The sequence below is a fragment of the Bailinhaonella thermotolerans genome, assembly GCF_003594875.1.
Classification (GTDB): Bacteria; Actinomycetota; Actinomycetes; order Streptosporangiales; family Streptosporangiaceae; genus Bailinhaonella; species Bailinhaonella thermotolerans.
On record NZ_QZEY01000003.1, the window covers coordinates 61,367 to 74,567 of the forward strand.

The 13,201-nt window shown below is 72.2% G+C and carries 14 protein-coding genes and 2 tRNA genes; 12 read left to right on the forward strand and 4 right to left on the reverse strand.

Translation table 11 applies throughout. From position 1 onward, the window contains the following. Positions 1–165 precede the first annotated feature (165 nt). Positions 166–468 carry a GNAT family N-acetyltransferase gene (locus D5H75_RS09555; protein ID WP_119926055.1) on the reverse strand — a complete coding sequence of 101 codons (303 nt, stop codon included), beginning with the start codon at positions 466–468 and terminating at the stop codon, positions 166–168. 62 nt (positions 469–530) lie between these two features. Between D5H75_RS09555 and D5H75_RS09560 the strand changes: the two genes are divergently transcribed. From D5H75_RS09560 to D5H75_RS09595, 8 genes are all read left to right on the forward strand, one after another. Beyond that, positions 531–606: transfer RNA gene (locus tag D5H75_RS09560), tRNA-Thr, on the forward strand. A 408-nt stretch (positions 607–1,014) separates the two neighbouring features. Further along, positions 1,015–1,368 (forward strand): hypothetical protein, encoded by a 354-nt coding sequence (locus tag D5H75_RS09565; RefSeq protein WP_147425102.1) that lies wholly within the window; start codon positions 1,015–1,017, stop codon positions 1,366–1,368. A gap of 281 nt (positions 1,369–1,649) precedes the next feature. Continuing rightward, positions 1,650–1,723: transfer RNA gene (locus D5H75_RS09570), tRNA-Met, on the forward strand. 78 nt (positions 1,724–1,801) lie between these two features. Beyond that, positions 1,802–1,966: a 50S ribosomal protein L33 gene (rpmG, locus tag D5H75_RS09575; protein ID WP_119926057.1), complete on the forward strand. Its 165-nt coding sequence runs from the start codon at positions 1,802–1,804 to the stop codon at positions 1,964–1,966. Between the two features lie 303 nt (positions 1,967–2,269). Then, complete coding sequence (locus D5H75_RS09580; RefSeq protein WP_119926058.1) at positions 2,270–2,719, forward strand: MaoC family dehydratase N-terminal domain-containing protein; 450 nt, start codon at positions 2,270–2,272, stop codon at positions 2,717–2,719. Then, entirely contained in the window at positions 2,716–3,144 is a 429-nt protein-coding gene (locus D5H75_RS09585) for a MaoC family dehydratase (protein WP_119926059.1), read from the forward strand. The genes D5H75_RS09580 and D5H75_RS09585 overlap by 4 nt, the downstream gene beginning before the upstream one ends. Positions 3,145–3,165: 21 nt before the next feature. Next, entirely contained in the window at positions 3,166–4,212 is a 1,047-nt protein-coding gene (locus D5H75_RS09590; protein WP_119926060.1) for a UDP-N-acetylmuramate dehydrogenase, read from the forward strand. Positions 4,213–4,505: 293 nt separating this feature from the next. Then, complete coding sequence (locus D5H75_RS09595) at positions 4,506–5,072, forward strand: TMEM165/GDT1 family protein (RefSeq protein ID WP_202638075.1); 567 nt, start codon at positions 4,506–4,508, stop codon at positions 5,070–5,072. Positions 5,073–5,169: 97 nt separating this feature from the next. On the opposite strand, the gene D5H75_RS09600 is transcribed toward D5H75_RS09595, so the two are convergent. The 3 genes from D5H75_RS09600 to D5H75_RS41390 form a co-directional block, all read right to left on the reverse strand. Then, on the reverse strand, positions 5,170–8,046 hold the full coding sequence (locus tag D5H75_RS09600) for an ATP-binding protein (RefSeq protein ID WP_277949926.1): 2,877 nt from the start codon (positions 8,044–8,046) through the stop codon (positions 5,170–5,172). A 211-nt stretch (positions 8,047–8,257) separates the two neighbouring features. Then, positions 8,258–8,425, reverse strand: coding sequence for a hypothetical protein (locus D5H75_RS41385; protein ID WP_202638004.1), 168 nt, complete (start codon positions 8,423–8,425; stop codon positions 8,258–8,260). Between the two features lie 138 nt (positions 8,426–8,563). After that, positions 8,564–8,701, reverse strand: a complete 138-nt coding sequence (locus D5H75_RS41390) for a hypothetical protein (RefSeq protein WP_202638005.1) — start codon at positions 8,699–8,701, stop codon at positions 8,564–8,566. Between the two features lie 423 nt (positions 8,702–9,124). Between D5H75_RS41390 and deoC the strand changes: the two genes are divergently transcribed. Genes deoC through D5H75_RS09620 form a run of 4 tightly spaced genes read left to right on the forward strand, consistent with a single transcriptional unit; the run spans position 9,125 to position 12,563 of the window. Then, on the forward strand, positions 9,125–10,087 hold the full coding sequence (gene deoC, locus D5H75_RS09605; RefSeq protein ID WP_202638006.1) for a deoxyribose-phosphate aldolase: 963 nt from the start codon (positions 9,125–9,127) through the stop codon (positions 10,085–10,087). 5 nt (positions 10,088–10,092) lie between these two features. After that, on the forward strand, positions 10,093–11,523 hold the full coding sequence (locus tag D5H75_RS09610) for an aldehyde dehydrogenase family protein (RefSeq protein WP_119926062.1): 1,431 nt from the start codon (positions 10,093–10,095) through the stop codon (positions 11,521–11,523). Beyond that, entirely contained in the window at positions 11,513–11,710 is a 198-nt protein-coding gene (locus D5H75_RS09615) for a hypothetical protein (RefSeq protein ID WP_119926063.1), read from the forward strand. Before D5H75_RS09610 ends, D5H75_RS09615 begins: the two co-directional genes overlap by 11 nt. After that, positions 11,703–12,563, forward strand: a complete 861-nt coding sequence (locus D5H75_RS09620) for an aldehyde dehydrogenase family protein (protein ID WP_119926064.1) — start codon at positions 11,703–11,705, stop codon at positions 12,561–12,563. Before D5H75_RS09615 ends, D5H75_RS09620 begins: the two co-directional genes overlap by 8 nt. Positions 12,564–13,201: the final 638 nt, after the last annotated feature.

Here is a 13,201-nt window from a genome sequence, read left to right on the forward strand (position 1 = left end):
GCCCCGGGCGCCGGTCCCGGGCGGCACACCCTGAACGGGCCCCGGGCGGCACACCCTGAACGGGCCCCGGTCCCGGGCGGCGCCCCTCGGCCGTGGCCCTCGGCTGTGGGCCCCCGGCGGCCGCCCGGTGCGTTCCGGTCGGGGCCCCGGCCCCGCGCGGCGGTCTCAGCCCTCGCGCACGAGGTCGGCGTACTCCGGGTGGCGCTCGATCCACGACTTCACGAACGGGCAGCGCGGCACCACGCCGAGGCCGCGCGCCCGCAGGTCGTCCAGCGAGCCCTGGACCAGCCGGCCGCCCACGCCCTTGCCCTCGAAGGCCGGGTCCACCTCCGTGTGGATGAACACCCGGGCCCCCTGCATGCCCGCGTACTGGATGAATCCGGCCAGATCCGGGCCGACGCACCCCTCGTATCGGAAGCGGGAAGGATCGTCCCTGACGTCCAGCTCCACCGGTTCCCCCTGCTCCATAGATCGATTACCGCTCTGTGCCCTGGCCCGTGTATGCTCATGGAGCGCGCTGAAAAACGCCCGCCCCGTTAGCTCAGTCGGCAGAGCGTCTCCATGGTAAGGAGAAGGTCTACGGTTCGATTCCGTAACGGGGCTCCACTTCAAAGGCCGGTTCCGATCTTATCGGACCGGCCTTCTCGCTTGATCGGGAGATATTCGGGAGACAGTCCCCGCCGCCTTTGGGAACCCGCTGGAAGGAAGATCACGCGGGGGCCGGCGACTCCTGACCCCGCTCCGATGCCGGGCGCATCAGCGAAGTGATCGATCCCGGCGCGGCCGCGACGCCGGAATCGGTGCCCGCCGCTCGCGCCCGCCGGTGCGGGCGATGTCGCGGTGGCCCGGTGCCGATCTCGGGCGCCGGTTACTCCTTGAGGCGGATCCGTTTTACGCGCCGAGGCGGATGAAGATCAGCGGGGCGTCGGATGCGCGGGGCCGTCGTCTCCCCGCATCCTCGAAGCACCTGGCCGGCGGGCATCCGGCCAGGCGGCCAAGAGGAGAGGAGAAGTCATGCGGACGGGGCGTAGGCGGGGAGCCGCCATGGTCGCCGCGGTGGCCGGCGGCCTGACACTCTTGACGGGCACGGCCGCGGAGGCGGGAGCCGCGGGCGCGGCCTCACCCGCGAGGGTCTCGGCGGTCGCCGCGGACTGCGGGGGAAGCGTCAAGACCTGGACGAGCGGCGCGTGGCGGTACTGGAAGTACACCTGGACCAACTGCGGCTCGCGAGGGTCGCGCAAGAAGATCGACATCCGCAACAAGCCTGACATGGCCTGCAAGTACATCCCCGGAGGATCCTCGCGGACCTGGAACTACCGGGCCCTGCGCAAGAGCCCGTTCTACCCCCGTGGGTTCAAGAACTGCTGACCGCCCGTGACACGCCCCCGGTGCCCTGGCCCGGGGGCGTGCCAGGTCGGACGCGCGATGACCTGGCCGCCGCGATCGGTCCCGCCGATGCGGCGCCGGCGCGTGCCGGAGGCGTGATCGCGGTGGGACGGGAATGGGGCGGGCGCTGGTTTCGTTTACTTTGCTCGGATCAGGCATACTGGTGAGCGCATCCGTACCGGAGGCCCGGTGCCCGCGCGTGCGAGGGCACTCACCGCAGTCCGGTATCCTTACTTGGCCGGTCTTCTTATCGGCCGTGTAATGGCGGAGTAGCTCAGTCAGGCAGAGCAAGCGGCTCATAATCGCTGTGTCGCCGGTTCAAGTCCGGCCTCCGCTACTACCCACGCCCGACCGCCCAGTGCGGCGGTCGCGGCTGGGTGTGTCCATCAGTCCCAAGTCAGAAAGGCACTCCCACGTGGCTGCCACCGACGTTAGGCCGAAGATCACGCTGGCCTGCCAGGAGTGCAAGCACCGCAACTACATCACGCGGAAGAACCGGCGCAACGACCCGGACCGCCTGGAGCTGAAGAAGTACTGCCCGAACTGCCGTACGCACCAGCCCCACCGCGAGACCCGCTAGCACCTCCGGTCCGGCCCGGCTCCCCGGCGCGCCCCGCACTCGGCGCGCGAGCCGTACCCCCGGACCTGGCAATACAAGAGCGCGTGGCCACAGGCCCGCGCTCTGTTGCCGTTTCCGGCACGGCCCGCCGGCCGCTTCACCCGCCGTCTGCCGGGCGCCTCACCCGCGGCCCTTGGCCGTCTCCGCCGCCCGCGCGCTGTGACTCGCGTCTCACCTCGGCGGGGGCGGGCGCGGCGTGGCCGGGCCGCTCTGTTACCGTCGCCCCGTCACCCCCTCTCGACCCGGAAGGAGTGCGCGGGGACGATGGCACTCAACCGCGACTTCATCGGGCGGAAATTCCCTCCGTCCGAGCCCTACGAGGTCAGCCGCGTCAAGATCCGCGAGTTCGCGGCGGCGATCGGCGACGACAACCCGATCTACCGTGACCGCGAGGCCGCCAAGGCCGCCGGGCACCCCGACGTGATCGCCCCGCCCACCTTCCCCATCGTGTTCAGCATGAACAGCGCGGCAGCCGTGCTCGCCGACCCCGACCTGGGCCTGAACTTCGCCATGGTCGTCCACGGCGAGCAGCGCTTCGAGTACACCCGTCCCATCCACGCCGGTGACGTCCTCAGCTCCAGCTCCGAGGTCGTCGAGATCCGCAGCGTGGGCCGCAACGAGTTCCTCACGCTGCGGAGCGAGGTCCGGGACGAGGCGGGCGAGCTCGTCTGCACCGCCTTCAACACGATCGTCGAGCGGGGAGGCGCCGCGTGACCGCCACGGTGAAGTACGACGAGGTCGAGGCCGGCCAGGAGATCCCCGCCCGCGACTTCCCGGTGAGCCGCCTCAGCCTGGTGATGTACGCCGGCGCGTCCGGCGACTTCAACGTCATCCACTGGAACGAGCGCATCGCCAAGTCCGTGGGCCTGCCCGACGTGATCGCGCACGGCATGTTCACCATGGCCCAGGGCGGCCGGTTCGTCACCGACTGGGCCGGAGACCCCGGCGCGGTCGTGGACTACGGCGTGCGCTTCTCGGCTCCCGTGGTCGTGCCCGACGACGACCAGGGCGCGGTGATCACCATCAGCGGCGTGGTCGAGGAGAAGCTCGGCGACAACAAGGTCGTCGTCGCCCTCAAGGCGTACTCCGGCGACTCGCGCGTCCTGTCCAAGGCCCGGGCGGTCGTCAAGCTCGCCTGAGCGTCCAGATACGCTGCGACAATGGCTGTTCTCTCGGATCGGGTACGGCTCGCGCCGTACACCACCATGCGGGTCGGCGGCCCCGCGCGCCGCTTCGTCGAGGTGACCACCCCCGACGAGGTGGTCCGCGCGGTGGGCGAGGCCGACGACGCGGGCGAGTCCGTGCTCATCCTCGGCGGAGGCAGCAACCTCGTCATCTCCGACACCGGATTCCCCGGCACCGTGATCCACGTCTCGACCCGGGGAATCACGTCGCAGGAGCGCGACGGCGCGGTCCTCGTGACGGCGCAGGCGGGCGAGGACTGGGACGCCTTCGTGGCCCGCTGCGTGAGCGAGGGCCTGGCCGGCGTGGAGTGCCTGTCGGGCATCCCCGGCCGCGTGGGCGCGACCCCGATCCAGAACGTCGGGGCCTACGGCCAGGAGGTCTCCCAGACCATCGAGAGCGTGGAGGTCGTGGACCGGCGGGCCCGCGAGGTCCTGCGCATGACCGCCGAGGAGTGCCGCTTCACCTACCGCGACAGCGTCTTCAAGGGCTCCGACCGCTACACCGTCCTCTCGGTGACCTACGCCCTCACCCCCGGCGCCGCGTCCCAGCCCATCGCCTACGCGGAGCTGGCCGGGCACCTGGGGGTCGAGCTGGGCGACCGGGTCCCGCTGGCGGCGGCCCGCGAGGCCGTGCTGGCCGTACGGCGGCGCAAGGGCATGGTCCTGGACCCGGCGGACCCGGACACGCGGAGCGCGGGGTCCTTCTTCACCAACCCGGTCCTGTCCGCCGCCGAGGCGGCCGACCTGGAGCTCCGGGCCCCCGGCCATCCCCGCTGGGAGCTGCCCGGCGGCCAGATCAAGGTCCCCGCCGCCTGGCTGATCGAGCAGTCCGGCTTCCCCAAGGGCTACGAACGCGGCAAGGCTCGCATCTCCACCAAGCACACCCTCGCCCTGACGAACCCCACCGGCGAGGCGACGGCGGACGACATCCTGGCCCTGGCCCGGGAGGTCAGGGACGGCGTCGCCAAGAAGTTCGGCGTGACCCTGGTCAACGAGCCCATCATGATCGGCGCCTCCCTCTGACCCCTGGCGCCGCCATCCGCGTCACGGCGCCCCTGCCTGAAACGCCGGAGATCGGTGGGGATCGGGGGAAGAAGCCGCCGCCCGGGGGCGTTAGGATTTCAGAGACCGAGGGGGAGTAGTCCCCGATCGCGTGGTCGACATACTGGCGCTTCGGCGCCCGGCCGCGTGAGCCCGCCGTGGCGGACGAGACCTTCGGCCTGGTGACCATGTGTTTTGCGTGGGTCGCCGGGCCGGAGCATGCCGTCTGGGCGCCACCGCTTCCGGTCCGGCCGGCCCGGACGGGAGTGGGAATCTTGCAGGCCTTCTGGTTGAGCCTGGGCGTGATCTTCGTTGCCGAGCTGGGCGACAAGAGCCAGCTCATGGCGATGACGTTCGCGACCCGGTTCCGGGCGCTGCCGGTGCTCGCCGGCATCACGATCGCCACGGCCGTCGTCCACGCCGTGAGCGTCGCCCTGGGCGGCGCGGTGGGCGGGTTCATCCCCGAGAAGCCGGTGGCCATCGCGGCCGGGCTGGCGTTCCTCGGGTTCGCCGCCTGGACCCTGCGCGGCGACTCGCTCGACGACGACGAGAGCAAGAAGGCCCAGCGCGCCACCCGGTCCGCGCTGATCGCCGTCACGATCGCGTTCTTCCTGGCCGAACTGGGCGACAAGACCATGCTCGCCACCATCACCCTCGCCGCCCGCGAGGAGGCGTTCGGCACCTGGCTCGGCTCCACCGTGGGCATGGTCGCCGCCGACGCCCTGGCCATCGTGGTCGGCCGCTACCTCGGCAAGCGCCTCCCCGAGCGCACCATCAAGATCGGCGCCGCCGTCGGCTTCGCGGTCTTCGGCGTCCTCATCCTGGCCGAGGCCCTCATCTGACCCGCGCCGCCGTACGGCCCGCGCCTCGCGGCCTGAGCCGTACGGCCTGAGCCGTACGGCCTGAGCAGAGCCCCGCGCGACCGGGCCGTGCGGCGGGCTACGCGGCGGGCGCGGGGAACAGGCGTCCCCGGTGGGCCGCCGCGGCGGCCTCGACCCGGGTGGAGACGCCGAGCTTGGTGAGGATGTTGGAGACGTGCACGCTCGCGGTCTTCGCGGAGATGAACAGCTCCTCGGCGATCTCGCGGTTGGTGCGCCCCTCGGTGACCAGGCGGAGCACCTCCAGCTCGCGCGGGGTCAGGCCGAACCGGTCCGCCCGGTCCGCGCCCTCGGGGTCCGCGAGGGTGACGCCGGTACGGCGGGCCAGGTCCTCGATCTCGTCCAGCAGGGGCCGGGCCCGCAGGGGCTCGGCGAGGCGGCACGCGGCGCGCAGCCGCACGAGGACGCCCTCCCTGTCCCCGGCGCGGGCGGCGGTGGCCGCCGCCGCGAGCAGCGACTTGGCCTGCGGGTACGGGCGCTTCATGGCCTCCCACGCGGCGGCGGCCTCGTCGTGCGCGCCCGCGTGGTGGAGGCGGTACGCCTCGGCCGCCGGGCCCTGGATGAACATGCGCGGGGCCAGGTGGGCGATGCGCTCGCGTACGGCGGGCACCGCGGGGTGGTCCCCCGCCACGTCGCAGGCGCGCTCGGACACCAGCAGGAGGGGCCAGGTCAGGGCGGCCTTGGCGGTGAGATGAGGAATGCTCAGGACCTCCCGGGCGATCTCCAGCGCGGCGTCGAGCTCGCGGCGTAGCAGGTGCAGGGTGATCTGCATCCGCGCGTGCGGGATGATCTCCTGCGCCGCCGAGTCGGCCTTGCCGAGGACGGTCCCGACCTCCTGGAGGATGCGCTCGGCGGTCTCGTCGTCGCCCCGCTTGAGGGCGATGTCCGCCTGGAGCAGGTGCATGTGCCCGCGCACCGCGCGCATGGGGACGGTGGCCAGCGCCGACCGCGTCAGCTCCAGGGCCTCGTCCCAGCGGCCCAGCGCGTCGTACGCCTCGGCGATGTTGCCCAGGAGCCACACGCCCTGGTGCCGGAAGCGGCCGTACCGGCGGGCGAGGGCGACCGCCTCCTCACCGAGCGCGATGGCCTCCTCGGAGCGGCCGAGGTGGTTGAGGGCGTCGGTCATGTTGAGCATGGCGCGCAGGGTCGCCCGGTGGAAGTCGTTGGCCAGGGCGATGGCCTGCACCTCGCGGAGGATCCGCAGGGATGCCTCCAGGTCCCCGAGGTAGGACTCGGCGAGCGCCTCGTTGATCCGCAGCTCGGCCTCGAGCTGCCGGTCCCCGTGCGCCCGCGCGATCCGCAGCGCCTCGTCGTTGAGGGCCTGCCCCTCCTCGATGTCCTTGCTGGCCAGGAACAGGAACGTGCTGAGCCGGGAGAGCACGAACGCCCGCGGCGGCGTCGGCTCGGGCACCAGGCTCTCGGCCCGCCGCAGGTCCTCCAGTTCGCCGGGCCTGCCCTTGAAGCTCCTCAGCGTGGCCCGCCGTACCAGCGCCTGCGCCACCCGCTCGGGGTCGCGCTCGGGGTCCAGCTCGGCCAGCGCGCCCTTGGCGAACTTCAGGCCCTGCTCCACCTCGCCCACCGCGAACGCCGCCTCCAGCGCCTCCAGCACCACCGCCGTGTGGTCCACGTTCAGCCGCTCGGCCGCGTCCGGCACCTTCTCCCACAGCTCCAGCACCCGCTCCAGGAGCTGGACCTGCTCGTTGTACGCCAGGGCGTGGGCGGCCTTCTCCGCCGCCTCCCAGGCCGAGACGAGGGCGCGCTCGTCGTTGCGCGCGTGGTACCAGTGGTGCGCGATCTCGATCGAGCCCCGGCCGTGCGGCACCAGGCTCCGGTCCTTGGCGATCTCCTCGGCGAACCTCGCGTGCAGGCGCGCGCGCTCGCCGGGGAGCAGCTCGTCGTGGACGGCCTCGCGCATGAGGGCGTGCCGGAAGGCGTACCCCTCGGCGTCGGCCACCAGCACGTTCGCGGTGACGGCGGCGCGCAGGGCGTTGTCCAGGTCGGGCCCGGCCAGGCCGGTGACGGCGGCGAGCAGCCGGTGGCCGACCTTGCTGCTCTTGGCGGCCGAGACGTGTCGCAGGACGTGCTGGGCGGGCTCGGGCAGCTTCTCGATCGAGCCGATGATGAGGTCCTGGAGCGAGGCCGGCAGGCAGTCCTCGTCGGCCTCCATCAGCGCCTCGACGAACAGCGGGATGCCCTCGCTCCTGCTGTACACCGAGTCCACCTGGGACCTGGCGGGGGCGCGTTCGAGGATCGCGGCCATCTGCTGGGCCACCTCGTCGCGGCTGAGGCGGGGCAGGTCCACGCGTACGACGGTGTCCAGCCGGCCCAGCTCGGCCAGCACGGGCCGCAGCGGGTGGGCGCGGTGCAGCTCGTCGGAGCGGAAGGACGCGATCAGCATCACGGGGGCGGTGCGCAGGTTGCGCGTGAGGAAGACGATCAGGTCGCGGCTGGACCGGTCGGCCCAGTGGACGTCCTCGATCACCAGCACGACGGGGCGCTTCTCGGCCAGCCGTTCCAGCAGCGTGAGCATCTGCTCGAACAGGCGCGCGCGGGCCGTGTCGGTCTCGCCGTCGTCGTCGGGGCGGCCGAACTCCGGCAGCAGCCGCGCCAGGTCGCGGCTGGCGCCCTCGGGCAGCAGCGCGGCCACGTCCTCCACGCCCACGTCGCGCACGAGCTGGCGAAGCGCGGCGGTGAAGGGGGCGTAGGCCAGGCCCTCGGTGGACAGCTCGACGCAGTTGCCGGTGAGGACGAGGGCGTCGCGCGTGGTCGCGGCCTCGGCGAACCGGCCGATGGCGCGCGTCTTGCCGACCCCGGCCTCGCCGCCGAGCAGCACGGCCGCCGCGCCCTCCTCGCAGGCGCGCTCGAAGGTCTCGTCGAGCACGCTCAGCTCGGCCTCACGACCCACGAAGACGGGACTTATCGCACGTCGCGCAATCACGCCTTCCAGCATGTCATGCACCTTGTCCTGGATTCGCCTGATTTCTGGCCGGGACGAGGCGGGCGCCGTACGACGGCCGACCGCCGTGCCCGGTTATAGGGGAACACCTCGCGCGCGAGGGAGGATGCGCGCCAGGTGCGCCCCTATAGCCGGGCACGGCGGCGGTGACAGGGATTCCGTGGTTTTCCGTACTGCGGGTTCATGGCCCGGGTCACATCGCCGACGGGCGCCGCAGCAGGGCGCGCAGGGAGACCTTCCTGGCCGGACGCGTGCTCCCGCTGTGAGAACGGGCCTCGGTGACGAGCCGGTGGTGGGCCGCCTCGCGGACGAGGCGGTCCGACCGCTCGGAGATGAGACTGAGGTGGAATTCCGGTGACATGGCGTCCTCCTTCTTGTCAGTGCCTCTTGGGCGGTTCTTCAGTGCTTCGGGTGGGTGCCGCCTGTGGTGCCGGCCGGCGCTTGCGCTGTGCCTGCCCGCCTGCCCGCCTGCCCGCCTGCCCGCGGCTCGGGCGGCGGGTCAGCGGCCGAGCAGCCGCCGTACGACTCCGCGGCGGCGGCCGTCGCGGCCGCTCTCCGCCTTGCGGTACTGCGCCGCCTCGCGGCGGAGGTCCTCGACGCGGTTCTTCGACGCGAGGTAGTCGAGCTCGGGGTTCATCTGGTGTCTCCCTTGGAGGTTCTCGCCGGCTCTCTGCCGACACCCTCAAGAGTGCTGCTAAGACCCCCGCCCCCACATTGGGCGGATGCCTTATCTGCGCCGCCTCATGAGGCCCCGGCGGACCCTCCCCGCCTAAGCACCCGGCTCAGGACCCCCGCCGGCGTCTAAGCATCCGCACCGAGCGCCCCTGAGACCCGGCTCAGACCCGGCTCAGACCCGGCTCAGACGCTGACTCAGACCCGGCTCGGACCCGGCTCGGACCCTGGCGCGGACGCCCCTCCGTCCCGTGGCTCGGGCCCCGGATCGGAGCGGGTACGGCGGAGCCCGCCGGGCCCTCCCGAAGGAGGTACGCCGACCGCGAAACGGGCAGGTCCGGGGCGGAACGGGGGTGCCTTCGTTTGGCTTGAGGGGGTCGCGTCGGCGATGCTGGTGAACGTGTCAACCACGACGACCTCGCCCCTTGCCGACGCCGAGATCACGGACACGTCGCTCCGCGCGTTCCTCCACGGTCTCCCCGGCGTCGACCAGGTGGGCGCCGAGCAGCGGGCGGCCACGCTCGCGTCTCGGTCCATCAAGACCTCAGCCAAGGCTCAGGCCATCGACCTGGCCATCTCCATGGTCGACCTGACCACGCTCGAAGGGGCGGACACGCCCGGCAAGGTGCGCGCGATGTGCGCCAAGGCCGTGCGGCCCGACCCGGCCGACCCGTCCGTGCCCAAGGTGGCGGCGGTCTGCGTCTACCCCGACCTCGTCGCGCAGGCCGTCCGGGCCCTCAAGGGGACCGGGGTGAGGGTCGCCAGCGTGGCGACCGCCTTCCCCAGCGGCCGGTCCTCCCTCGACGTCAAGGTCCAGGACACGAAGCTGGCCGTCGAGGCCGGGGCCGACGAGATCGACATGGTGATCGACCGCGGCGCGTTCCTGTCCGGGCGCTACATGCGGGTGTTCGAGGAGATCGCGCGCATCAAGGCCGCGTGCGGCGACGCCCACCTGAAGGTCATCCTGGAGACCGGCGAACTCGTCACCTACGACAACGTGCGCCGCGCGTCCTGGCTGGCCATGATGGCCGGGGCGGACTTCATCAAGACCTCCACCGGCAAGATCTCGCCCGCCGCGACCCTGCCGGTGACCATGATCATGCTGGAGGCCGTGCGCGACTTCCGCGCCGCCACGGGCGAGATGGTGGGCGTGAAGCCCGCCGGGGGCATCCGCACCACCAAGGACGCGATCAAGCACCTGGTGCTGGTCAACGAGGTCGCCGGCGACGACTGGCTCACCCCCGAGTGGTATCGCCTGGGCGCGTCCAGCCTGCTCAACGACCTGCTGATGCAGCGGCAGAAGATGACCACCGGCCGCTACGCGGGCCCCGACCACTTCACCCTGGACTGATCGACATGTTCGAATACGCACCCGCGCCCGAGTCGCGCGACATCGTCGACATCCAGCCGTCGTACGGCCTGTTCATCAACGGCGAGTTCGTCGAGGCCCAGGGCGAGGAGCGGGCCAAGACCGTCAACCCCGCCACCGAGGAGGTCCTGGCCGAGATCTCGTACGCCGGCCAGGCCGACGTGGACCGCGCGGTCCGCGCCGCCCAGGACGCCTACGACGGGGTCTGGGGCCGCATGCCCGGCCGCGAGCGCGCGAAGTACCTCTTCCGCATCGCCCGGATCATCCAGGAGCGCGCCCGCGAGTTCGCCGTACTGGAGTCCCTCGACAACGGCAAGCCCATCCGCGAGTCCCGCGACGTGGACGTGCCGCTGGTCGCCGCCCACTTCTTCTACTACGCGGGCTGGGCCGACAAGCTGGAGCACGCCGGCTTCGGCGCGAACCCGCGCCCGCTGGGCGTGGCCGGCCAGGTCATCCCGTGGAACTTCCCGCTGCTCATGCTGGCGTGGAAGATCGCTCCCGCGCTGGCCTGCGGCAACACCGTCGTGCTCAAGCCGGCCGAGACCACGCCGCTGACCGCGCTGCTGTTCGCCGACGTCTGCCGCCAGGCCGAGCTGCCCCCGGGCGTCGTCAACATCATCACCGGCGCGGGCGAGACCGGCCGCATGCTCGTCGGGCGCGAGGGCGTGGACAAGGTCGCGTTCACCGGCTCGACGGAGGTGGGCAAGCAGATCGCCCGCACGCTCGCCGGCACCGGCAAGAAGCTCACGCTGGAGCTGGGCGGCAAGGCCGCCAACATCGTGTTCGAGGACGCGCCGCTGGACCAGGCCGTCGAGGGCATCGTCAACGGCATCTTCTTCAACCAGGGCCACGTCTGCTGCGCCGGCTCCCGCCTGCTGGTCCAGGAGTCGATCCAGGACGAGCTGCTGGACGCCCTCAAGCGCCGGCTGGCCACGCTGCGCCTGGGCGACCCGCTCGACAAGAACACCGACATCGGCGCGATCAACTCCGCCGCGCAGCTCGACAAGATCCGCGAGCTGTCCCGCGCCGGCGAGGAGGAGGGCGCCGAGCGCTGGTCGCCGCCCTGCGAGCTGCCCGACCGCGGCTACTGGTTCCCGCCGACGCTGTTCACCGGCGTGGCGCAGTCGCACCGCATCGCCCGCGAGGAGATCTTCGGGCCGGTCCTGTCCGTGCTGACCTTCCGCACGCCCGCCGAGGCGATCGAGAAGGCCAACAACACCCCGTTCGGCCTGTCCGCGGGCGTGTGGACCGAGAAGGGCTCGCGCATCCTGTGGATGGCGCAGCGCCTGCGCGCCGGGGTCGTCTGGGCCAACACGTTCAACCGCTTCGACCCGGCCTCGCCGTTCGGCGGCTACAAGGAGTCCGGGTTCGGGCGCGAGGGCGGCCGTCACGGGCTGGAGGCCTACCTTGACGTGTGACCTCTGGCGCGTCCGCCGCGTGGGCTACGCCCGGGCGACGCTCCCGCCGCGCCCGGCCGGCTACCCGCGCCCGCGGCGGATGCGGGCGGTGCCGTACGGCATCAGCACCCGGCGCTGCACGGACCCGGCCGACGCTCCCGTGACGTCACCCGGCTCGATCTACTGGAAGGGGGCCGGGGATGAGTGAGCGCCTGGCCGTACGCAAGACGTACAAGCTGTACATCGGCGGGAAATTTCCCCGTTCCGAGAGCGGAAGGTCCTATGTCGTGACCTCCTCGACCGGCGACTTCCTCGCCAACGCGGCGCACGCCTCGCGCAAGGACGCCCGCGACGCCGTCTCCGCGGCCCGCAAGGCCTTCGGGGGCTGGTCCGGCGCCACGGCGTACAACCGGGGCCAGATCCTCTACCGGATCGCCGAGATGCTGGAGGGGCGGCACGCGCAGTTCGTCGCGGAGACCGTCGCCGCCGAGGGCGTCTCGGCCGAGCGCGCCGGTGAGCTGGTGGACGCCGCGATCGACCGCCTCGTCTGGTACGCCGGGTGGTCGGACAAGGTCTCGGCCGTCGCCGGCTCGTCGAACCCGGTCGCGGGGCCTTACTTCAACTTCTCCACCCCCGAGCCGACCGGCGTCGTCGCGGTCATGGCGCCGCAGGGCCTGCTCGGCCTGGTCTCGGTGATCGCCCCGGTGATCGTCACCGGCAACACCTGCGTCGTCGTGGCCGACGGCCGTACGGCGCTGCCCGCGGTCACCCTGGCCGAGGTCCTGGCGACGTCCGACCTGCCCGGCGGCGTGGTCAACATCCTCACCGGGCAGGCCGCCGAGCTGGCCCCGTGGCTCGCGTCCCACATGGACGTCAACGCCATCGACCTCACCGGCGTCCCGGAGCACCTGGCCGCGGCCTGCGAGGAGGCCGCCGCGGAGAACCTCAAGCGGGTCTTCCGCCCCCTCCCGCCGGCCACCGACTGGCTGGCCACCCCCGACACCAAGCGCCTCATGGCCTTCCTGGAGACGAAGACCGTCTGGCACCCGGTAGGCATGTAAGCCCCCGGACACGGGCCGTGGAGAAACCTCCACGGCCCGTTCCCATTCCTCAGCCCTTCCCGGCCTCAGCCCTTCCCGGCCTCAGCCCTTCCCGGCCTCAGCCCTTCCCGGCCTCAGCCCCCCGTTCCCCGCGCCCTCCCGTTCCCCGCGCCCTCCTCGCCGTGATCATGCGGTTTTGCGCACACGTTGCGCTTAAAACCGCATGATCACGGTGAGGGTGTGGGGCGGGGCGGTCTTCGGGGGTGTTCTGGCGCGCCGGTCCCGAGGGTCGGTGCCTGGCGCGGGTGACGGGGAGCCAGGCACGCCGGGGCTGCTCCATGTCGGCGCGGACTGCCCGCGAGGGGTCCGCGCGGACACCAGTGACTCTGCCGTCCAGCCCGGCGCCAGCCGTACGGCAAGCCCTCCCGGGACGACGGGCACCGCCTCTCATGGTGATCATGCGGTTTTGCGCACACCTTGTGCTCAAAAGTGCAAGATCACGGCGAGGGGAGGGCCGCGGGGAGAGGGCACGCGGTGAGGCGTCGCGGGGAGCGTGCCGTGGGGAGGCCGGGCAGAGGTGTCGCGAGAGAACGGGGGTAAAGCGAGCGGCGAGGAGGGGCGTGGGAAGAGGCGGGGTGGGGGCGGTGGGAAGAGGCGGG